This is a genomic window from Neobacillus sp. DY30 (assembly GCF_030123065.1).
GTDB lineage: Bacteria > Bacillota > Bacilli > Bacillales > Cytobacillaceae > Neobacillus.
Map to the genome: position 1 here is coordinate 2,908,654 of NZ_CP126093.1, position 20,167 is coordinate 2,928,820.

Here is a 20,167-nt window from a genome sequence, read left to right on the forward strand (position 1 = left end):
GAATCCCATGTTTCAATCTTTCGATACGAAAATGATTGTAAACACGAAATTTTTATTCTTTACAGGCAAAGGTGGAGTAGGAAAGACTTCAACAGCTTGTGCAACGGCTGTTACATTAGCAGATGAGGGCAAAAAGGTATTGCTTGTTAGTACAGACCCTGCCTCTAATTTACAGGACGTATTGGAAGTAGGACTAACCAATACTCCGATGGCAATCCAAAATGTGCCTAATCTTTATGCTTGTAATCTTGACCCAGAAGAAGCAGCAAGAGCATACCGAGACAAAATCATTGGACCTTATCGTGGGAAACTCCCCGACGCAGTTGTGGCTAACATGGAGGAACAATTGTCAGGTGCTTGTACCATTGAGATTGCAGCGTTTGATGAATTCACAAACTTGCTTGCCGATCCATCCGTTGTTGAGGCTTACGAACATATCATCTTTGATACCGCTCCAACTGGTCATACACTTCGCCTTCTACAACTGCCAACTGCTTGGAGTGGCTTTTTAGAAGAGAACACCCATGGTGCTTCTTGTTTAGGCCCTTTATCTGGGTTGTCTGAAAAGAAACAGATTTATTCCATAACAATGGACGCTCTTTCCGACTCTATAAAAACAACCATGATTCTTGTATCTAGACCTGATGAGTCATCCTTGCTTGAGGCAAACCGTGCATCAAAAGAGTTGAAAGAAATAGGTATTACAAACCAAGCTCTAATCATTAATGGATTATTAAAATCCTATATGCCTGAAGATAAAATTTCGTCATCGTTTTATGGACGACAACGCAAGGCAATAAAGCAAATGCCAGAAGATTTAAAACAAATTGTGAGGTATTCGTTGCCATTTGTGTCATATTCCTTAACAGGTATTCAAAATCTACGATACTTATTTAAACAATACACAATGCCTCCTAAACAATCTGAAGTTAATGGCCAGCCAATAATATCACTACCTAGTTTAAATAAGGTGATTGAGGACTTCTCAAATAACAATACAAGAGTAATTTTTACAATGGGTAAGGGTGGTGTTGGAAAGACCACCATGGCATCTGCAATCGCTGTTGGATTGGTGGAGAAAGGTCACAAAGTACATCTGACGACAACCGATCCAGCGGCCCATTTAGAGTTTGTTTTTCAAAATAGTGAACTGAATGACAAATTAAGCATTAGCCGTATCAATCCAGTAGAAGAAGTTGAGGCGTACAAAGCAGAAGTTTTATCAAAAGTAAGTGCTGAACTTGATGATGAGGCAATTGCGTACATACAAGAGGACTTAAACTCGCCATGTACTGAAGAGATTGCTGTTTTTCGTGCTTTTGCAGAAGTTGTTGCAAGATCTCAAAATGAAATCGTAGTAATCGATACGGCACCGACAGGACACACTTTGCTCTTATTAGACGCGGCTCAGTCCTATCATAAAGAATTGGCTCGTTCAACAGGAGAAATACCAGAAAGTGTGAAAATGTTACTTCCACGTTTAAGGAATCCTAAAGAAACGAGTGTGGTTATTGTAACCTTAGCCGAAGCGACTCCTGTTTTAGAAGCAAGCCGACTACAGGATGACTTAAAACGTGCAGAAATTACGCCTAAATGGTGGATTATTAACCAAAGTTTATACGCAACAGAAACAAAAGATCCAATATTAAAGGGAAAAGCAGTTGCTGAAGTCGGCTGGATTCAAAAGATTACAACTGAATTGGCCGAAAAAAGTGCAATTGTTCCTTTAATGAGTGGAACAGTTGCAGTTGGAACCTTATTGTCATTAGGTAAAGCAAAGACATTAGGGGAAGCAGAAGAAATGGCTAAGGCCGCTAGACCCAAAGTAAATGTAAAACCTCAAATGAAAGAAGCGTTACAGCGTATTTTTCCTAATGCATAAGGAATAAGATTTTTTAATTTCCAAAACGAGAAAAAACAATTAAGATAAATAAGTGCAATTTTTTGAAAGGTGCTGAAGAGATGAATATTACAGACCAAGCACGTGATGTATTGAAGCAATTGCTTCAAGAAAACGATGCTAAAAATATCCGTGTCTATTTTAAGGGCATATCTTGAGGGCAGCCACGTGTGGGACTGGCTCTGGATGAGCCAGATGAAAAGGATAAAGTAGTAACTATTAATGAAATATTGATAGCAATTGATCCTGATATAGAACCATATACGGAAAATCTAACTTTAGATTTCAGTAAAGAGGCGAATGGGCTTGTGTTATTAGGCAATGAAAGCAATTGTTGTTAAAAGATAAAGGAAGGGAAGTTAGATATATTAAACTAACTTCCTTTTTATTATTGCTCATGAAACAGAGTTAATTTTTTGTCTTGCTAATTGCTTATAGGCATCCAAAAATCTTTCTGTTTTCAGGGTACTAGCATGATTAACAGTCAAAATAACAACCTCCTAAGGACAAATGCTTAACAACAGCACACGTAATCGCAATTTGTTTTGTCGATAGTTAATTGTGGTTTCGAAGTTAATTTTTTTACTAGCTTTTGAAGTATAGTGTCCTTACGGAAATCTTCCATTTTCCAGGCATTTTGTGTTCTTCTTTCAACTTCCTCTTGGCTTAATTTCATCAATTGATATACTTCATTCACATTAAACATGTTGATTTCCTCCCTCCTATTAATCAAATAATATTGATGTATTAATCAAAAAAAATTGATTTAAAACGTAAAAAAATTAGCAACAAGTTGGTTTGAAGATACAGCAAAGTTCATGTGACAATAAATTATTAAGCTCATCTTGATTCAGTTCATAGTAACTCCAGGTGCCCCTTGTTTCTTTTTTGATAATGTTAGCATCTAATAAAATCTTTAAATGATAAGATAATTTCGATTGAGCCATATCCATCATGGGAACCAAATCGCACACACACATAGAACCATTTTGAGTTAAAATATTCATGATTTGAAGTCTCTTTTTATCAGCAATAGCTTTGAATTTTAATTCATATTTCTCAAACACTTTATCTAAGGATATATCTTGTAATTGAATTTCTTCTTTCACCTTTATCACCTGCTTCTTTAATCAAATAAACTTGATACATTCATATTATATCCAATTTTTTCATGTGTCAATTGGTTAAATCAAAAAAAATTGATTTAAAATTATATTTTATTATATTTCTGAGGAGCTAAAATGATACAAATTAAAAATCAAATTTTTTTGATAAAAGAGTTGTAATTAGAAAAAATTGCTAATATACTGAAATTATAAATCAAAAAAGGTTGATTTATGAGTTATAAATCAAAAAAAGTTGATTTATAAAAACATGAGGGAGTTGTTAATATTGAAAATACATGTAGGAGTGAATGTTACCGATTTAGAAAAATCCATTCAATTTTACAAAAAGGTTTTTAATTCGGAGCCAGTTAAGGTAAAAACAGACTATGCAAAATTTTTAATTGATGAACCAGATCTTAATTTTACTTTAAACTTGAAAGACGCAGTTTCAGGGAACCAGGTTGGACATTTTGGATTTCAAGTGGATAATCTAGAAGAAGTTCTGCAGCATAAAAACCGTTTAGAAAAATTAGGGTTCTTTGCAAGAGAAGAAATGGAGGTTACCTGTTGCTATGCTACTCAAGATAAATTTTGGGTAACCGATCCAGACGGGAATGAGTGGGAGTTCTTTTATACAAAAGGTGATGTAGAGACCATGAAAACTGAATCAACATGCTGCACAACTCAACCAATAAAAGTAGAAATCAAAACCTCTTCATCTTGTTGCTAAAAGATTGGGGAGCATCGTGCTCTCCTTCCCTTTTTTATTACCATAAGAAATTCAAAAATATAGAAATGAATGTAGGTGAACTGGTGCTTGGTAAATGATGAAATACGAAGTTTCTTGAAAGCATTGGCAAGTGAAAAGAGACAGGAGATAATTCTTTTATTCTTAGATAGGAAAGAAGTAACTGTAAATAGAAACTTTAGCATTTTCCCATTCAATATCATTTATTATATCTTTGACTTGATTAACTCGCTCATTATGATTAATTTCTTTGAAGTCTTCATAATTATTTTCATTCCCCATATACTTTTGGGCTTCAATAGTTTGTTCCCCGTTTTCTATATCATTTGAACAACTTACAATAAACATAAAAATAATTCCAATGGGTACGGCCACCTGATTACAAATTTGGATATTCATATAAAAATTCTAATATTGAAGCGAAAGCAGTGTAGTATGAGCTTTGGATAAGCCCACATAAGGACAAAGTAGAACTGGTTATTGATGCTGAACGTAAATATGCTCAACTAGACAAAAAGAAATCGGCAATCCTATACGAACTTATTACGGAAGAAAAATTATCTGACTTAAAATAATGGATAAGACCAATTTCTTCCGTGGAAGTAGGATTTTCTGAAAAAATAGTAAGCCCGACCGATATGGAAGGGCAATTTTTGTTATTTTTGCTTTGCAATTTCTGTTCTATTAGGTGCAAGTGGAGGTTGTTCTAACCAGTTATTTTTTACCATAACATTAAACCAATTTTTTGTAACCAATAGATTTTGTATAATTGTAGCCTCATAAGTGGCCACTAGGTCTGTGCGCATAGCTGTTGCAAGACCTGCCCCGTGGTAGGTTTGTGCTGCTTGAAACATAAATCCCATGTGATACATTAATAACTTATCTGAAAATGGAGAGTCGGTTGAAATTGACACTTCCGTTTCCAATGATTTCGGCACTGGCAGGTTATCAGCCTGGAGTATTTTTGCTAATGCTTTTATTTGATCATCTGCAGTTTTTTCAGATTCACTTAAAAATTTTCTTACTTCTTTGGATTCCGCCACTTGGCTGAAGGCAATAGATAGTGTTTTAGCCATGATACTTTTTTTTAGGTTAAAAGAAATACTAATGATTTCAGTAGCAGCAAGAGTTCTCCCTTTCCCAAAGAAACCATCCTTAAAATCAGTACTTGAAATAAATTGAGGATGTTCATATGCATAAAATAATGGGTCTCTCTGAAAAAGTCCTTTATCAAGTAATAAGTCAATCGTTTGGTTATACATCTTTTTCGCATCATTATTACATGAGTCATAAAAATCTCTTAAGTCTTTTCTAACAGAAATGCTAAACGCAGTGGTATGTCCTAATAATCCATGTAAAGTCATGATGTGTAAATAATTTAGGCAGAATGCATCTGAAAATAATCTCTGTTTTCCTAAGAACAAGTCGGATTCATTAAATCCTATGGGGACAGGAAACCCTTCACTCTCAAAAAATGTGATAATTTTCTTCTTTTGATCTTCGAATGTCTTAATAGCTTCATTAAAAATCGTTTTTATTGCTTCATCTTCAATAATTGAATACATATATCTATTAACTACATCTACCGCTGTTCCGTTTACATACTCACCCCATAAAGAACCTATTTCAGAAGATGTGAGTTTTAACTTATGCTCATCCACACTATCACCTCGTGAATATTATTTCCAATTCAGTAAGTGTTAAACACCTAGCTCAATAATTCGCAGCCATTTTTTATTCCGCTAATTGGGAGGTTAGTGGAATAAGAGAATACAAATTAGGATGAGCTTTTCGATTGCTGTGCTCATTTTTCAAAATGCCGACCAGAACCAACTAATACATATATAAAATATGAAGGGCGGGAAAAAGACATCCATCCATTCGATGTCTTTTTAATTTTCATAGTCCTTTTTAGATTTTAATTCATAATATTACTATTTATAATTTTCGCAATAGTTATTGCGTGTTTTTAATACATGTAATATTATTAACCATAATGATGTTAGGAAATATAACATGAGTATGAGGTGGAGAAAAATTGAAAAAAATAGAAGCAATTATAAGACCTGAGAAGCTCACGGAGACGATTAAAGGGTTAAAGAATATAGGAGTTACAGGCTTTACTGTGTCACAGGTAGTCGGTAGAGGGAAACAGAAGGATACTCAAGGAGTTTATCGTGGTAAGAATTATAACGTGACTCTACATCCAAAAGTAAAATTGGAGATTGTCCTTTCAGACTACATGGTTGAACCTACAATTAAAATTATTATAGACTCTTCTCAAACTGGAGAAGAAGGGGATGGGAAAATTTACATCTATCCGATTCTAGAGGCTTTTAACATTCGAACAGGTACCACAGACTTTGATATTGATGATTTAGCAGATAAGGAGGACTAATCAACATGGAATTAATGTATTTAAATACTGTATGGATTGTGTTGGCAGCCGCAATGGTTCTATTTATGGAAGGTGGGTTTAGTTTGCTAGAAGCTGGCCTTGTTCGAACTAAAAATGCTGTCAACGTAACAATGAAGATATTTGTGGATTTAACTATAGGAGCCTTGGTTTTTTGGGTTATAGGTTTTGGAGTTATGTTTGGAAAAGATGTCTACGGATTTATTGGTACAAATTTATTTGGAAGTCCAGAAAAGATTGCACTTTCAATCGAATTACCAAGTGCAGCTTTTGTATTGTTTCAAATGGGTTTTGCAGTAGCTTGTATCTCAATTGTTTCTGGTGCAGTGGCTGAGCGGATGAATTTTAAAGCGTATATTTTAACAGCGGCTCTTATCTGTACGGTTATTTATCCCCTTTCAGGTCACTGGATTTGGAACAGTGCGGGTTGGTTAGCAAAATTAGGAATGAAGGATTTTGCTGGTTCGGCTGCTATTCATGGGGTTGGTGGTTTTGCGGCTTTTGCCATGGCAAAAGTATTGGGAGCAAGAAAAGGAAGATTTAATTCAGATGGAAGTGCGAATGTTTTTGCTCCAAGTAATATTCCTTTAGCATCAGCTGGTGCGTTTATTTTATGGTTTGGTTGGTTTGCTTTTAATGCAGGAAGCACATTAGACGCTTCAAATATAGCCCTTGCATCTATAGCCATTAATACAATGCTAGCTGCAGCGAGCGGTGGAACTTCTGCCCTTCTTATTACAATGAAAAAATTTGGAAAGGCAGATCCAAGTATGACAATTAACGGAGTATTATCTGGTCTTGTAGCTGTAACAGCTGGATGTGCTTTTGTTTCTCAATGGAGTGCGATTATTATTGGGGCACTCAGCGGATTAATTGTGATATATGCAACACTTTTAGTTGACCATTTAAAAGTTGATGATCCAGTGGGAGCAGTAGCTGTTCATGGCTTCAATGGTGTTTTTGGAACGATTGCAGTAGGGTTGTTTGATACCTCTCAAGGTCTTCTAACAACAGGGAATTTCTCACTTTTAAAAGTACAATTACTTGGTGCAGCAGTAGTTGCTGTATGGGGACTTCTTGGTGGTGCCTTTATGGCCAAGGTATGTGAGAAGACTGTCGGACTACGAGCCAGCGAACGTGAAGAAGAAGAAGGTTTAGATATGTCATACCACGGTATTCCAGCTTATAATGAATTAGAACGATTCACAGATTTACCTACGAGTTTATATAATTTTGAAGAAACGACAGGAATTTCGGTTGCTCCTACAAGAAAAGAGAAAATTAGAGAAGTAATTTAAATATATAAAGTAGCTGTCCTTAAGTTACATCCTTCTTAAGTAAGAACAAAATTTCTTACATTTTCCGTGGTGAATCTCTGATTCATGGTTGGCTAACGGGTGATTGTGAAAATGCATTTACCTTAGCAATAGAGGACATGTTATATATATATAGTTAATACGGAGAGGACTTATAATATGGTTAAATTGGTTATTTGGTCTTTATTTATTATTCCTTGGATTACTTTAATCTTTTTAGACCGATCAGCAATTCGGAGATATATGCCAGTCGCTTTACTAGCCACAGTGTTCAACACAATATTGGCACAAATGGCTTGGTCATATAACTGGTGGAAATTTAAAGAGACTCTTTTTAGCTGGGACAAAATAGCACCATTATTTACTGTATACAGCATATTCTTGGTCGGAACAATCTGGATATTTTATTTTACATTTCGAAAATTTTGGGTGTATATAATGGTTAATTTAATAATCGATCTTTTCTACGGGATGGGTCTTATTAAAATTTTAAACAAACTCGAGATAAGAGAATCTGGTAGTTTTACACCACTTAAAAATCTTTTGGCAATGACCATACTAGCTGTCATTTTATATCTTTATCAGTTATGGCAGGAAGATATCTTTGATAAGGAAAAAGTTAAGTAAAATTCATTCGATACCTAATAATAAAGAAGGACTTCTTCTTCAATTAACCACTGCGATGCTTCATTAACGAAGGATCGCTTTTTCCTATTCAAATAACGGGGAAGTTTATTTACTAAGAAATGATTAAATTTATTGAATAAATAGAGGGATTTTAATAATAATTATCGAAAACACTCATAGTTATTTATCCGAAAGTATCATGGAGGAAGAAATGAAGAAAGTAATATACATGATTAATCCGAGTTCAAAAGTGGCTGGTGTTTCGTTATTAGAATTGAAAAAAACAGAAAAAGCACTTGGTGCTATTTTTCCGGAGGAATATAAAGAACTTTTTTTATCAACGAATGGAGCAAAATTTGGTGATTGGACTTTGTTCCCTATTCGAACTAATGAACAATCAGCATCAACAGTTGATATTGTAAAACATAATTGGGAGAAAAGTGCGGTAAATATACCGACTGATATAATTTTTATTGGTGAAAATATCAATGGTGATAAACTTTGCTACCGTATTAGAAAAAGATTTATGCAGGAACTAATCTTTATTTGGAATAATAAAACAGGCATAAGCGATTGTAAAGCATCAACTCTAAGCCAATTTATTGATTGGTATGTGCCGAAAATGAATACTAAAACGCCTAAAACAATTGGTACTTTTACAGTAGAAAGTGGAAAGTTAATTGTTACGGATCCATGTTATCCGTCCGATGAAGAAGACCTGCAAATCATACTTTTAAATGTGAAAAATGGGAAATGGACAGCAGTCATTACCTACACAGATGAAGAAGTGGTTGAAAGTTTACTTGTATTTTATGGACAAAAGATACCAAGTGGAAAATGGCATGATTGTGATAAACCGATTGGAGTTGACTCGGCCCAAGCTGGAATCTTTGATCTTGCATTATTCGGGAGAGATGACGCTATCCAATATGAACTGAAAAATGTTCATGACATAGAGATAGATGAAGTTGGATTAAAATATTATGTTGCATGTTGTGATATGGTTGATACTAATGCACAGGGGGGTGTTGTTCCAGGTGGTGCGGTTGCCATGTCTGGTTATGGTGACGGAATGTACGAGGTGAAAATAAAATATAACATTTCTAAAGAGGTTGTTGGAGTAAGGATCGAATTTGGAGATGATGAGGATTAATATTTTAGAGACGTATAGTGAAGATAGACTTGTTCTTTTTTAACTGTCGGGGGCTTAAGTTCACATTTGGCTGCTTCGGCAGTTTTTTTGTTTGTTCCTCTAACGGTGCAGTGTCAGTTTTTTTAGTTATATCACATTGATTGAAATATGCCAATCAACTCTTCCACTAACAGAAAAAGGCATGGTCTTTAGCCTTTTTTCCTTAAAATAATTTACCAGTAATGGCTCCGCCTACTCCAATTACCATGATAGACACACATGCAATCCCACTAATAATAGAATAATTAATCATTGTTAAGAACTTGCTTTTTTGATGTTAAGGTTCTGTTAATGATTTCCCAAAAAAACGCGGTAAAGGTGGCAGTCTACGTGGATTAATCCCATTCAAATATGCTCACATTTTTGTAAAATATTCGTTTTCTTTCCGTTTGACTGGACATAATGGTAAAAAAGGTCGATGTTGGCTCTAGCGGATGTCTGGAGTCCAATAATGAGGAGAAAAAACGATGTATGAAATAACCGTAAAACTTCCAGCCAAAAAGATTGAAAGAATCATTCCCCACTTATATCAAATGGGATATCATCAAACCTTTTATGAGGTTCCATTAGATGTTGTTACAGATGCCAATGGTTATGCCTTTGTAGAGAGAAAGAATGAAAACACAGACCTTAATATCTATATCAACGATTTTATCGAAGCAAGGGAACGGCATAAGTTAGTAGAATTATTAAATATTGATGAGTCCAGTTTGGTCGTGAGGAAAGTCAATGAGTTGAATTACCAGCAATCATTTGATGATATTTTTCTTGAGAATGGCTGGGTGATCACTACACCATCTAGAATCAGCCATTACGATAGAGGAAAGCAGATTGTCCTCGACTCTCAAGGGAATTTTGGTACAGGCTATCATGAAACCACGAGGGATTGTTTACACTTTATTTTAAATCATGATTTCCAAGGATGTAGTGTTGCAGACATTGGAGCAGGATCAGGGGTATTAAGTATAGCTGCGGCAATCAAAGGAGCCACCACTATCGATACGTATGATATTCAGCCGGTTGAGCGGGAAATTCTCTATCAGTGTGAGCTGAATAATGTAAAGCCGGTGAATGTGGTTCAAAGTGATTTAATCAAAAATAAAAACAGAATCCATAAAGTATATGACTGGGTCTTTCTTAATATTGGAACACAAGAAAATATGGAAATCCTTCACGCCCAAAGACTATTAAATTGCAAGAAGACTGCCTTTATATGTTCAGGTATGCTTGAATGGAATTTTCAAATGGTAGAGTCTTTGTTTAAAGCAGAAGGGTTCAGGTTGGAGGATAAGAAACATAGTAACGAATGGGTCACATGCCTTTTTAAAGCGAATTAATTTTGTGTAAAACTTTTTCATAAGGCATAGAATAGCAGGGCCGCGTTAGATCCCTGCTTTCAATCCGTTCTATTTAAAAGTCCAATAATTATTCAAGATAAAATTGATGATAGGAATAATCAATGTAGTGACGACTTCTCCTACTGCATAATGAAGAGTAAAAACATTTACAACTAAAAACATAATGACCGTATTCAATGTGAAACCAATCGCTGATACAGCGAGAAAGCGTATCAATTTATTGTAAGAAAAGTCACTCCCAAAGGTAAACCTTCTGTTTAGTAGAAACGAAAAATAAGTCATGATGACAAAGGAAACAGCTGATCCGAGTATGGGATTTCTACCAAACAGCTCTACTAATACGAATACGGATATATAATAAATGAGTACGCTTATGCAGCCTACAGCACTGTATTTAATGAATTTATCCAATAGTTCTTTACTTACTTGCATTCTTACAGCCTCTCATTGCTAGATTGTTTACTGAAATCGGTGTGTTAACGTTTAGATTATATCTTTTCGGGTTTAGTTAATCAACTACAGGATTATTTGAACCTCTGAAAATAAGGAGAGGTCGATTCATTTTACATGAGTGCATACCGCGCTATTAAGGTTATACTCTGTTATCACTGAATATTGATTTCAAATTATAAAAATGCAAGGGTTAAACCGTGCGATTTCTATTGTTTTTAGTCTCTATTATTAGTAGGCGATACCTACACGTGATTTTATATAATCGCTTGCTTTTATCTGTTTAAAAGTAAAATCTGCTGTATCCTGTACGGATATTTTAACACCACCCTCTGGCAAAAAATTTCGTTCAATTCGATAGTTGCTTAGCCTTTCTCCATCCGGCAAGTACGTAGGACAGACAATCGTCCATTCGAGGGTTGATTGTTTGAGCATATCGTAAACTTTATGATGTTCTTTCGCTGCACGGGTTGACTTCTGCTTTGATTCACTTGATTGATAACGCAGAGAATTTGGTGTCGTTCTACTCTGCAGAATACCCGCCGTTCCAACAGTTATGATTCGTTTTATACCTTTGTTTTCCATTGCTTCTAGAATAAGTGGCATACTTTCCGATAGAGTGGTTGTGCCATCAGTATTTAGTGCACTTATAACTACATCACACCCATGCATTGCACGTACGAGATCATCTTTATTTAAAACATTTCCTTGCATAATGGTTAAATGATCATTATTTAATTGAATCTTCTCTGGAGTACGAACTAATACAGTAACATGATGTCTATCATGAAGAGCATATGTAACTATTTGACTTCCCACTCGTCCCGTTGCACCTAAAATTAAAATATTCATAAGAAATGAGGCTCCTTTTGCAAATACTTATATTTTACTATAAATGTTTTTTATTGTCCTTTTCATTAACGTCCAGCGTTTCGGTAATAACTGGTTACTTTCATTCGGGCTTTTCTAATTGTCCAATAGTTGTTAAACCTCTTCTAAACATAAGAAGGGGGTAGATTCGTTTTTGAAGAGTAGTAGTAAACTAAATAATCATTTCATATGTTAGAAGTGGAATGGTTACTGCCGTAGGGGACAGCTTGATGATATTGCTAACATAGCAGCAGAAATCGAAGAAATGGCAGTGGGGAAAGCATAGGGGCCTGAAGCCCAAGTAAGGAGCAGCACAATTTGATGTTAGGCTAGTAAAAGCAACCTAGAGGAGCTTTAGTTATAAAAAATAACTATATTATGTTAACTAGAGTAGATTATACTCACTGACTATAGAGATGGTGTACACGGCGGGAGTACCTATAACTGAAAGGAGATAACATGGCGTCAAAATCTTATTATTATTTAGGCTTGATTTTTGTAGCTATTGTTTGGGGAATCAATTTTGGGGTTTCGCGCTGGGCGATGGAAGTCTTTCCTGCAGAGGTGTTTGTATTTCTTAGATTTGGACTGGCATTGCCTGTATTATTTCTTCTGTTAAAGGTGACAGAAGGCAGCGTAAAAGTGGAAAGACGAGATTTACTAAGACTAGCCTTTATTGGGTTAATTGGCATCACTGCAATGGAAATTATGGTCATGTATTCTATCAAGTATACAACACTTACGAATGCGTCTCTGTTGAACGTAGCTCCATGGCCAATCTTTGCGGCTCTTTTTGCACCGTTATTTACGCGCGAGAAAATAACATCCAGAGTAGCAGCGGGGGGATTAATCGCATTAGTAGGAGTAACGATGATCATTCTTGGCGGGAAGGATGGTTTTGATTTAGGTTCTGAGTATATGATTGGAAACTATATTGCACTAGCCATTAGTTTAATCGGTGCCTTGTTTAATTTAGCCACCATGCCGTTGATGGAAAAATACTCTCCTCTACGGGTGACGACTTGGTTCATTCTCTTTGGTTCACTCTTTATATTTCCGATTACATTGGGTAAATGGAGTACGATCCAGTGGGAAAATCTATCGACCGCCACGTGGGGAGCCGTTGCTTACAATGTGCTAATGTGTACTGTCGTTGCCATTGTTATTTGGAATGTATCAATGAAACATGTTGGGGCAGCAAAAGCGAACTTTTTCCGTTATTTCGTTCCAGCAGCAGCTACCGTGGCGGGTGCTTTGTTCTTTAATGAACCGATTTGGGCTGCACAGGTCGTTGGGGGAGTCGTCATTATTTTTGGTTTAGTATGGATTGGAATGGAGAGAAAGCAGCATCCGCCCATGATAAATATCACTAAAACATATAGATAGATTAAAGGGATGCCAATTGTCAGTTATCTGACATTTTGGGCAGCCCTTCTTCGTTTTTCTACTTTTACTAAAGGGTCAGATCGTTATCGGCACTTGCAAATATAGCATCTATTAAACTATTGAATTCCTCGTCTGACATTTCCTCATTATTCATTTTTGCAGAATGGATTTCGAAAGAATCTTCCGTTAAGATAAAATCTACGGTTATATTCACATCATAGCCATCATACTCCGCCACACCCGTAAACCGAATAATTTCAGCTGGACTATCTGAACTCACATATTCCCATTCTGGTTCATCGAAAAAATTGTTAAATTGCTCCCCAATCGTCGTAGTGGGATATTCATAAAAATAACCATCTTTGATAGACAAGATTTTGTCTACATTGGTAGGGAATAAAAAAGCGGAAAGAAAGCCATATCCAAAGAATATGAAAAAAGTAAGCAGGACACCTAGCCAACTCGTTCCACCTTTCTTTTTGAACCATAACTTTTTTTGCTCTGCATTGATCGGAAGTAAATGAGATTTATCTATATACTTGTTTGTATGTTTTAAATAAATATAATTGCCTAATAAACTGAGGATAATCGAAAAAGGCCACACAATAGCTTGATCAATTGGACTAAAGATATACGTCTCTTCGGTGTATTCGTATTTCAACAAAAAAAGGGAAAGGTCGACGGCGAGATAGAAAGCCGCAAAAAGGAGTACTGGAATATACATTTTCCGATATCCAAACCAAAAGGGACCTAAAAAAAATGCCGCCCAATTCCAGCTGGTTTTTATTTTCTTTTCCTCAATATTGTCCCACTTACCGTTGTAGTAATCGAAATTTTTTCCTACAAATGATTCTTTTAAATCACCCTCGCTATCAGAATTGGTATTTTGATTATATATTGCCAGCTCCGTTTCACCGGTAATATCGATTGCTTTCCCGCAACTTGAACAGAAGCGGTCCTCATCATTTAGCTGATGCCCACAGTATCGACAGAACATACCCTCCCACCTTTCTTATTTTTCTAATACTATTGTATGGAAAAATAATCGTTGCTAACTATATAAATCTTATTGTTTTTATGAAAATTATATTAATAGTTTTCTTTTGAACCGTAAATCCCTAGTTTAAAAAATACATCCACCTTTTTAAAAAAACAAAAGCCACCTATCTAGTGATAGGTGACGCTTCTACAGACATTCTTTATTTGATAGGAACTTGTCATTGACATGGAAAAGTCCACCTCAATCATCAATCAATCCTTTTTTATTTCAGGCTGTATTCGAAAAGTTTGTTGTTTTTTTAGTGCAATTTAACTATACCTATCTGAGTTTATTGAGTGGAGCCTTATAATAAATGCTGGAAAAAACCCGTTATATAGGATAGTCCTTTTATACTGAATGATTTAACCCAACTTACTTTACCTGGTTTTAAGTTAGGGTCCTCTATATACGATTTATCCTTTGATACCTTTAAGCTCTTTTTAAAATACTGGTTCATTTCCTTTTCGAGACTTTCTGTAAATTCTACGCTATCGATGACGACCATAGACTCTGTATTTAAAAACGTCGATCTGGGATCCATATTAAATGCTCCAATGGCACTCAATCGATCATCAAAGATAAATGTTTTGGCATGTATGGAGTCCGCCCCTTGATATTCCCATATATTCACACCCTTTTTTACCAACCCGTTTATATATTTAATATGTCCTGAATAGGCAACAACATTGGCTGAGGATGCTAACGAGTTCGTTAAAATTGTTATCTTTTCAGGAGGTACTTGTAACGTATCCATATAAGGAATCATCGGTTTCGTTGGAATAACATAAGGGCTTTGGATGACAAAGGACTTTTTCGAATTCTTCATGAGATTTGTTAAATCATACCAAGCCCACGGTTCTTTATTAAATCTTTGTATAGGATTATGAATAAAGGTGATTTTTTTAGTAGGAAGGGACATTTTCACCCAATCATAATAATTATTGAATATTTTTTCATCTGTTTTTCTCAAATTCTCTAGTTTATGTTTTAATTGTTGATTGGCTTCTTTTGCTTTCTTTTGTTGGCGGGAGGATAGCTTATTAATAGAAACCTTTGTAATGGGATGGTCCCAGACTTGATTAAAGTAGCCTTCCATTTGATTCAAAACACTGCTTTCCTTTGTCTTGGGATCCGTATTAATGATCAGAACATCTCGGTCATTCGTAGCGGATTTTTGACCTTCTTCAATAAAATAACGATCACCGATATTTCTTCCGCCGATAACGGCATACTTATTATCGATAATAAGTAATTTATCATGTAGTCGATTATTCCATGTCCAAGGCAGTAAAGGATTTAATGGTTCATAAAATTTAATTTCGATATTTGGATGATTGATTAAGGCGTAATGTACATCTTTTAGACTAAATCTAAGACCATGGAATATTCCATCCAAAAGGATCCTTACCTTTACGCCGTGTTCGGCCGCATCCAGAATCATTCCAAATAATAGATCGGTAATATAACCTTTTTTAATCGCATAATAGGCGACATCAATGGACTCCTGTGCGTTTTGCATTAAGTTAACACGGGCATAACCGGAAAACTTTTTTTCTTCCAGTAGAATCACGCGATCCTGTGACGTCTCATTGCCATACAATCTTCCCACTTTATGTTGTTCCTTAAAGGTGCTGCTGACCTGCGGATGTTTATCTTTAAAAATTACTATGCCGAATATAGCGATATACAGTAAATAAAAAATGAGAATAATCATAGCTGCTCTCCTAACCTGTTTATCGGATTTACCTCCATACCAACACCTGTAAATCCATACTAATTGTTAATAGTTTGTTCAACATTTTATACAATATGAAATAACAAAGAAATACTATCAAAAATCGTTCCATAGTAGGAAACAAGGTCATCGATTGGGAAATCAGTACAAATGGACTTACAGGAGAAAGTACGAGCTTAAGAATAGCGATTTTACTTGGTATTAGAAGGTCATAAGATTCCTCCTTAATTGAATATACCTAGGTATAGACAATTAATGGAGGGATACATATGGCATTCGTTTCGATTTATACGGTGGGTAGACTGCATCACCATTATAATCACCCAGCCTCGCGCGAGTTTTTTGAAGCAGGTTACGAAGTTATGCGACAGGCTTCAAGAACAGGCCAGTTAATAGAAGAGTTTTCCCCTTTTGGAGTCACGATCCCGGATGAAGCAGCCAAAGGGGATGGTTTTCCTGTTCTTACACTAACAGTATGGAAAAGCCTTGAAGGTCTATATCGTTTTACCTACTCAGGTCAGCATAGACAAGCATTGAGAGACAGAAACAAATGGATGGAGTCATATCAAGAGAAACACCTTCCATATGTAGTCTGGTGGACAGAAAAGGTGAAGGATGTCTCTTGGCAGGAGGCTTTTAAAAGATATAACTATTATTTACACCATGGATCCACTTCTGTTGCGTTTGATTTCAAGCATGCATTTGATGAAAAAGGGGAGAGGTGTATAGTAAAGTAGTTGTGGTTCACAAAAACTATTTTTGAAGGAATCCAACTAAGTTGTGAAATGAACCTGATAATAGGAAAAGGGGCAGGGCTTTTTTAGCCCTACTTATTTAATTCATAGAGAGGCATTAATCTTCTGGAAGTTTATAACGATCCACATTATGAGGCGGGTATTCCATCCATCCGTTTTTAATTAATAAATTGGTACCATCTTCGGCATAATTTCCTGTTTCCCACTATGAGCCTCATAATTTTGAAGGGATTGTCTTCTTAACTAATTTTGTCCCATTAAAGTAAACAATATTATGAAGGTACCATACAAAAGGATATTTTTAGAAGCAGAGCAATACCTTAAGTATGTCGCCTGGTGGATAGAAAAACTGAACCTCTTTTGGCGGATGGAATTATTTAGTGAAAGAATCATTACAACGAATAAATATCCCTGCCTTAAAAGAAAGGCAGGGACTATTATCATTTCGTTTTTCGTAAATCTAAATACTGAACGGTTTTTCCATCTCGGTCAATCTGAACGATTAATTCGTTTTTATTAAATTTATAAACAATTTGTTCGCAAGTGGCACTTTCATAACAGCTTACAATATTAACTTCATTCGGGTTTCCATACTGATTAAGAATTTTATTTTTTTCAGTTGGGATGAAAGTGGTTTTCAGAAATTCTGGATATACTTGAAGCTGTTCAATGGAACCATTAGCAGTATTGATTACCACACGAACCCCGGCACCTTCATTATTATAATAAAGCGACTTGGTATTTTTATCGTCCTCTGTTTTGAGTGGCTGCCCGAAATTTTGAAGTAGCTGATTGTAAGAAGTCCCTACGGTGACTCCATTAATTTGAAGAGGTGTCTCCGTTAGAAAGAAAGCATCTTTTATCCCGTTATTCTTTAACTTCTTAACCATTTTCTCAGCTTTGGATTTACTTGAAAAGGCACCAGCCTGAACGCGATAATACGTTTTACCATTTATTACTTTTTTAACAACAATCGCTTCAATCTCTTTCTTTTTCAAAAAAGATACCCGCTTATCCGCATTACTCTTCTTGCTAAAAGAACCAGCAACAGCAACATACAATGGTTTGGCTCGTTCAAGATCTGGAATGATTAGCGTTTGACCAGCAATAATTTTGTTGCTTTTTAATTGGTTGTATTCCTTTAAATCTTCGATGGAAACATGGTATTTCTTTGAAAGGCTATATAATGTATCTCCTTTCTTTATCGTAATATATTGATCATCGGCAAATGCCTTCCCATTACCGAAATAAAATACAGCTCCCATCAAAACTGTACACAGAACAACTTGCATGAAACGTTTAAATTTTTTCATGTTATTTCATCACCTCATTTACTTTGACGAGGTAATATCGGTTTGGATTCGTATAAATAAGCCCAATTTTGGTTTTAAAACAAAAAAGGGCGGATTCTACTAACGGCAATATAGACTTAATGGTATATATCCTCAATTTTTCCTCTAAATAATAATTTTTTGTATCTCATGACAGACTAATAACAATTCTTATATTTAAAAGCGAACGTAAAAAGATTGGATGGGGTAATATGGATAAACCAAGACGTTCAAGAGCCTTTTTGGGTATCATGGATACTCCTATCTTACATTTGAGGAATCCTTATATTGTCGCCTTTTGGTCTGCTACGTTCCCTGGGTTCGGACACTTGCTGCTTGGCAAATATTATAGAGGGTTCTTATTATGATTAATTGGAAATACTACTATTCTATCCCAGGTTATGTGCTAAAGGCAGTTGTGGTTAAATATATACTGGAAATGATCTTATCTAGGAAATCGGAAAGCAGTTCTTACAAGAAGTATTAAAGTAACAAGAGCATCCTAAAAGATGCTCCTTTTTGTGTTCTTATTTAAAAAAACTGGACCGATAGAAAACGAAATTGGTGTTGGCCGAAATGATTGTTTTTGAATATTTATAATGGAAATTATCAATAAGGTTGGAGAAGAAGTTTATGAAATAAGAAAAAAGGGGACAAAACGATCCCCATTTTTTAACCCTTGTTTAGTAAAGGGCGTTTTTGCAAGTATAAAGCTAAATCTGGACTGTTCCCATCAACTATCTCCTTTACAATAATCTTCGACAGCACCTGGCTGTAAACCATGCCATTATCACCAAAGGCAAATAAGAAATAGCAATTAGGATATTCTTCATATTGACCGATAATCGGAAGGCCATCCGATGTACCTCCGTAAAATGCAGATAAATAATATTCTGGCTGCACTTTAATAGTAGGAAACATTTTATTGAACTCTTCAATTAGTTTATTCTTTTTGTTAATCAATTTACTATCACGATCTTCAGGGTATGTAGTATTATCGTCAAGTCCGCCTATGATAATCCGGTTATCTCTTGTTGTTCGCATAAATAAATAGGGTCGAGCGGTTTCCCAAATGAGCGTTCGGTTATACCATTTGGAGAAGTCTTCAACTGGATTGGTGGTTACTGTATAGGTACTCACAAAGGAGGCTTTTTTCTCTTTTTTGATTTCCATTCCTTCATAGCCTGCTGCAAAAATTATATGGCGTGCTTGGATAGAGACACCATTCTTTGTAGAAACAATCATTTTCCCTCGTTCTTCATCATAATGGTGACCGTTCATTTCCGTATTTTCATATATACGGATCCCTTTTCTTGAGGCATTCTCCAACAGTGCATGTGTAAATCTGAAAGGATTGATTTCTGCATCGTTGTATGAATAAATGGCGGCGTCCCGGCTAAAAGGATATTTTTCTTCAATCTGTTCCTTTGTGAAAAAAGCAACTTCACAGCCGTGTTTCCTTAAAAATTCATATTCCTTTCTCAGACTTTCAACATCTTCTGCACAGCTCGCAGAATAAAGAGTATCTCTTCTATTAAATTCACATTCAATTGTGACATTCATTGAGGCTTTTTCCATTTCATTAATGGCTTCCGTTAGTAATTGCAAATGCCTGTTAATGTAATCTTCTCCAAATGTGTTAATGAGGTCTGTAAACATTTTTTCTCCGGAATATTGAATAAGGGCAGTATTAGAACTAGTACTGCCGCTGCCAACGGTTGATTTTTCAATTAAGGCGACATCTAAATTCGTATCAGCAAGATAATAGGTGCATTGGGCCCCTGAGCTCCCGCCACCAATAATTAATACATCACAAGAAATGTCTTCTTTTAATGCAGGGTATGATGGAGCATCAGGAAAAGTTGTTGGCCAATAATAGGTTCCAGATTGTACATTCATTGATATCCCCCAGTTTTAAAATAAGTATAATGTTACTAT

General features: G+C 35.5%; 20 protein-coding genes. 10 read left to right on the plus strand and 10 right to left on the minus strand.

Features of this window, described 5'->3' with window-relative positions; all coding sequences use genetic code 11:
* Positions 1-7 precede the first annotated feature (7 nt).
* A complete protein-coding gene (gene arsA, locus QNH29_RS13980; protein WP_283865354.1) occupies positions 8-1,882 on the plus strand; it encodes an arsenical pump-driving ATPase in 1,875 nt (624 codons plus the stop codon).
* A 188-nt stretch (positions 1,883-2,070) separates the two neighbouring features.
* Positions 2,071-2,241, plus strand: a complete 171-nt coding sequence (locus QNH29_RS13985) for a hypothetical protein (protein ID WP_283865355.1) — start codon at positions 2,071-2,073, stop codon at positions 2,239-2,241.
* Positions 2,242-2,414: 173 nt separating this feature from the next.
* On the opposite strand, the gene QNH29_RS13990 is transcribed toward QNH29_RS13985, so the two are convergent.
* Positions 2,415-2,606 (minus strand): hypothetical protein, encoded by a 192-nt coding sequence (locus tag QNH29_RS13990; protein ID WP_283865356.1) that lies wholly within the window; start codon positions 2,604-2,606, stop codon positions 2,415-2,417.
* Positions 2,607-2,682: 76 nt separating this feature from the next.
* Entirely contained in the window at positions 2,683-3,009 is a 327-nt protein-coding gene (locus QNH29_RS13995; protein WP_283865357.1) for an ArsR/SmtB family transcription factor, read from the minus strand.
* Between the two features lie 280 nt (positions 3,010-3,289).
* Between QNH29_RS13995 and QNH29_RS14000 the strand changes: the two genes are divergently transcribed.
* Positions 3,290-3,736 carry an ArsI/CadI family heavy metal resistance metalloenzyme gene (locus QNH29_RS14000; protein ID WP_283865635.1) on the plus strand — a complete coding sequence of 149 codons (447 nt, stop codon included), beginning with the start codon at positions 3,290-3,292 and terminating at the stop codon, positions 3,734-3,736.
* A gap of 162 nt (positions 3,737-3,898) precedes the next feature.
* Here QNH29_RS14000 and QNH29_RS14005 read toward each other — a convergent pair whose 3' ends face one another.
* Both QNH29_RS14005 and QNH29_RS14010 read right to left on the minus strand, forming a co-directional pair.
* Positions 3,899-4,153: a hypothetical protein gene (locus tag QNH29_RS14005; RefSeq protein ID WP_283865358.1), complete on the minus strand. Its 255-nt coding sequence runs from the start codon at positions 4,151-4,153 to the stop codon at positions 3,899-3,901.
* Between the two features lie 257 nt (positions 4,154-4,410).
* Positions 4,411-5,415, minus strand: coding sequence for a DUF3231 family protein (locus QNH29_RS14010; protein WP_283865359.1), 1,005 nt, complete (start codon positions 5,413-5,415; stop codon positions 4,411-4,413).
* A gap of 377 nt (positions 5,416-5,792) precedes the next feature.
* On the opposite strand from QNH29_RS14010, the gene QNH29_RS14015 reads away from it, so the two are divergent.
* The 5 genes from QNH29_RS14015 (at position 5,793) to QNH29_RS14035 (ending at position 10,642) form a co-directional block, all read left to right on the plus strand.
* Positions 5,793-6,152 (plus strand): P-II family nitrogen regulator, encoded by a 360-nt coding sequence (locus tag QNH29_RS14015; RefSeq protein WP_283865360.1) that lies wholly within the window; start codon positions 5,793-5,795, stop codon positions 6,150-6,152.
* Positions 6,153-6,157: 5 nt separating this feature from the next.
* A complete protein-coding gene (locus QNH29_RS14020; RefSeq protein WP_283865361.1) occupies positions 6,158-7,468 on the plus strand; it encodes an ammonium transporter in 1,311 nt (436 codons plus the stop codon).
* Between the two features lie 177 nt (positions 7,469-7,645).
* Complete coding sequence (locus tag QNH29_RS14025) at positions 7,646-8,113, plus strand: hypothetical protein (protein WP_283865362.1); 468 nt, start codon at positions 7,646-7,648, stop codon at positions 8,111-8,113.
* A 211-nt stretch (positions 8,114-8,324) separates the two neighbouring features.
* On the plus strand, positions 8,325-9,266 hold the full coding sequence (locus tag QNH29_RS14030; protein ID WP_283865363.1) for an SMI1/KNR4 family protein: 942 nt from the start codon (positions 8,325-8,327) through the stop codon (positions 9,264-9,266).
* Between the two features lie 506 nt (positions 9,267-9,772).
* Positions 9,773-10,642 carry a 50S ribosomal protein L11 methyltransferase gene (locus QNH29_RS14035; RefSeq protein ID WP_283865364.1) on the plus strand — a complete coding sequence of 290 codons (870 nt, stop codon included), beginning with the start codon at positions 9,773-9,775 and terminating at the stop codon, positions 10,640-10,642.
* A gap of 69 nt (positions 10,643-10,711) precedes the next feature.
* Here QNH29_RS14035 and QNH29_RS14040 read toward each other — a convergent pair whose 3' ends face one another.
* Both QNH29_RS14040 and QNH29_RS14045 read right to left on the minus strand, forming a co-directional pair.
* A complete protein-coding gene (locus QNH29_RS14040) occupies positions 10,712-11,095 on the minus strand; it encodes a GtrA family protein (RefSeq protein ID WP_283865365.1) in 384 nt (127 codons plus the stop codon).
* A gap of 249 nt (positions 11,096-11,344) precedes the next feature.
* On the minus strand, positions 11,345-11,965 hold the full coding sequence (locus QNH29_RS14045) for an NAD(P)-dependent oxidoreductase (protein WP_283865366.1): 621 nt from the start codon (positions 11,963-11,965) through the stop codon (positions 11,345-11,347).
* Positions 11,966-12,442: 477 nt separating this feature from the next.
* Here QNH29_RS14045 and QNH29_RS14050 point away from each other — a divergent pair, with 477 nt between their 5' ends.
* The gene (locus QNH29_RS14050; RefSeq protein WP_283865367.1) at positions 12,443-13,369 is read left to right on the plus strand and encodes a DMT family transporter; all 927 of its coding nucleotides are present in this window, start codon (positions 12,443-12,445) and stop codon (positions 13,367-13,369) included.
* 67 nt (positions 13,370-13,436) lie between these two features.
* Here QNH29_RS14050 and QNH29_RS14055 read toward each other — a convergent pair whose 3' ends face one another.
* Entirely contained in the window at positions 13,437-14,366 is a 930-nt protein-coding gene (locus tag QNH29_RS14055; RefSeq protein ID WP_283865368.1) for a DUF2628 domain-containing protein, read from the minus strand.
* Positions 14,367-14,712: 346 nt separating this feature from the next.
* Positions 14,713-16,122, minus strand: a complete 1,410-nt coding sequence (locus QNH29_RS14060; protein ID WP_283865369.1) for a phospholipase D-like domain-containing protein — start codon at positions 16,120-16,122, stop codon at positions 14,713-14,715.
* A 290-nt stretch (positions 16,123-16,412) separates the two neighbouring features.
* On the opposite strand from QNH29_RS14060, the gene QNH29_RS14065 reads away from it, so the two are divergent.
* On the plus strand, positions 16,413-16,880 hold the full coding sequence (locus tag QNH29_RS14065; RefSeq protein ID WP_283865370.1) for a DUF3291 domain-containing protein: 468 nt from the start codon (positions 16,413-16,415) through the stop codon (positions 16,878-16,880).
* Between the two features lie 458 nt (positions 16,881-17,338).
* Here the strand turns inward: QNH29_RS14065 and QNH29_RS14070 are convergent, their stop codons facing one another.
* Together QNH29_RS14070 and QNH29_RS14075 are read right to left on the minus strand one after the other, a co-directional pair.
* The gene (locus QNH29_RS14070) at positions 17,339-18,211 is read right to left on the minus strand and encodes a LysM peptidoglycan-binding domain-containing protein (RefSeq protein WP_283865371.1); all 873 of its coding nucleotides are present in this window, start codon (positions 18,209-18,211) and stop codon (positions 17,339-17,341) included.
* 690 nt (positions 18,212-18,901) lie between these two features.
* A complete protein-coding gene (locus QNH29_RS14075) occupies positions 18,902-20,128 on the minus strand; it encodes an NAD(P)/FAD-dependent oxidoreductase (RefSeq protein WP_283865372.1) in 1,227 nt (408 codons plus the stop codon).
* Positions 20,129-20,167: the final 39 nt, after the last annotated feature.

Excerpts from the sequence above, each read along its gene's own strand:
- QNH29_RS14025 (WP_283865362.1), top strand. The coding sequence starts at position 7,646 with ATGGTTAAATTGGTTATTTGGTCTTTATTTATTATTCCTTGGATTACT.
- QNH29_RS14060 (WP_283865369.1), bottom strand. The coding sequence starts at position 16,122 with ATGATTATTCTCATTTTTTATTTACTGTATATCGCTATATTCGGCATA.
- QNH29_RS14020 (WP_283865361.1), top strand. The coding sequence starts at position 6,158 with ATGGAATTAATGTATTTAAATACTGTATGGATTGTGTTGGCAGCCGCA.
- QNH29_RS14005 (WP_283865358.1), bottom strand. The coding sequence starts at position 4,153 with ATGAATATCCAAATTTGTAATCAGGTGGCCGTACCCATTGGAATTATT.
- QNH29_RS14035 (WP_283865364.1), top strand. The coding sequence starts at position 9,773 with ATGTATGAAATAACCGTAAAACTTCCAGCCAAAAAGATTGAAAGAATC.
- QNH29_RS13990 (WP_283865356.1), bottom strand. The coding sequence starts at position 2,606 with ATGTTTAATGTGAATGAAGTATATCAATTGATGAAATTAAGCCAAGAG.
- QNH29_RS14040 (WP_283865365.1), bottom strand. The coding sequence starts at position 11,095 with ATGCAAGTAAGTAAAGAACTATTGGATAAATTCATTAAATACAGTGCT.
- QNH29_RS14075 (WP_283865372.1), bottom strand. The coding sequence starts at position 20,128 with ATGAATGTACAATCTGGAACCTATTATTGGCCAACAACTTTTCCTGAT.
- QNH29_RS14055 (WP_283865368.1), bottom strand. The coding sequence starts at position 14,366 with ATGTTCTGTCGATACTGTGGGCATCAGCTAAATGATGAGGACCGCTTC.
- QNH29_RS14070 (WP_283865371.1), bottom strand. The coding sequence starts at position 18,211 with ATGAAAAAATTTAAACGTTTCATGCAAGTTGTTCTGTGTACAGTTTTG.
- QNH29_RS14045 (WP_283865366.1), bottom strand. The coding sequence starts at position 11,965 with ATGAATATTTTAATTTTAGGTGCAACGGGACGAGTGGGAAGTCAAATA.
- QNH29_RS14050 (WP_283865367.1), top strand. The coding sequence starts at position 12,443 with ATGGCGTCAAAATCTTATTATTATTTAGGCTTGATTTTTGTAGCTATT.
- QNH29_RS14065 (WP_283865370.1), top strand. The coding sequence starts at position 16,413 with ATGGCATTCGTTTCGATTTATACGGTGGGTAGACTGCATCACCATTAT.
- QNH29_RS14030 (WP_283865363.1), top strand. The coding sequence starts at position 8,325 with ATGAAGAAAGTAATATACATGATTAATCCGAGTTCAAAAGTGGCTGGT.
- arsA (WP_283865354.1), top strand. The coding sequence starts at position 8 with ATGTTTCAATCTTTCGATACGAAAATGATTGTAAACACGAAATTTTTA.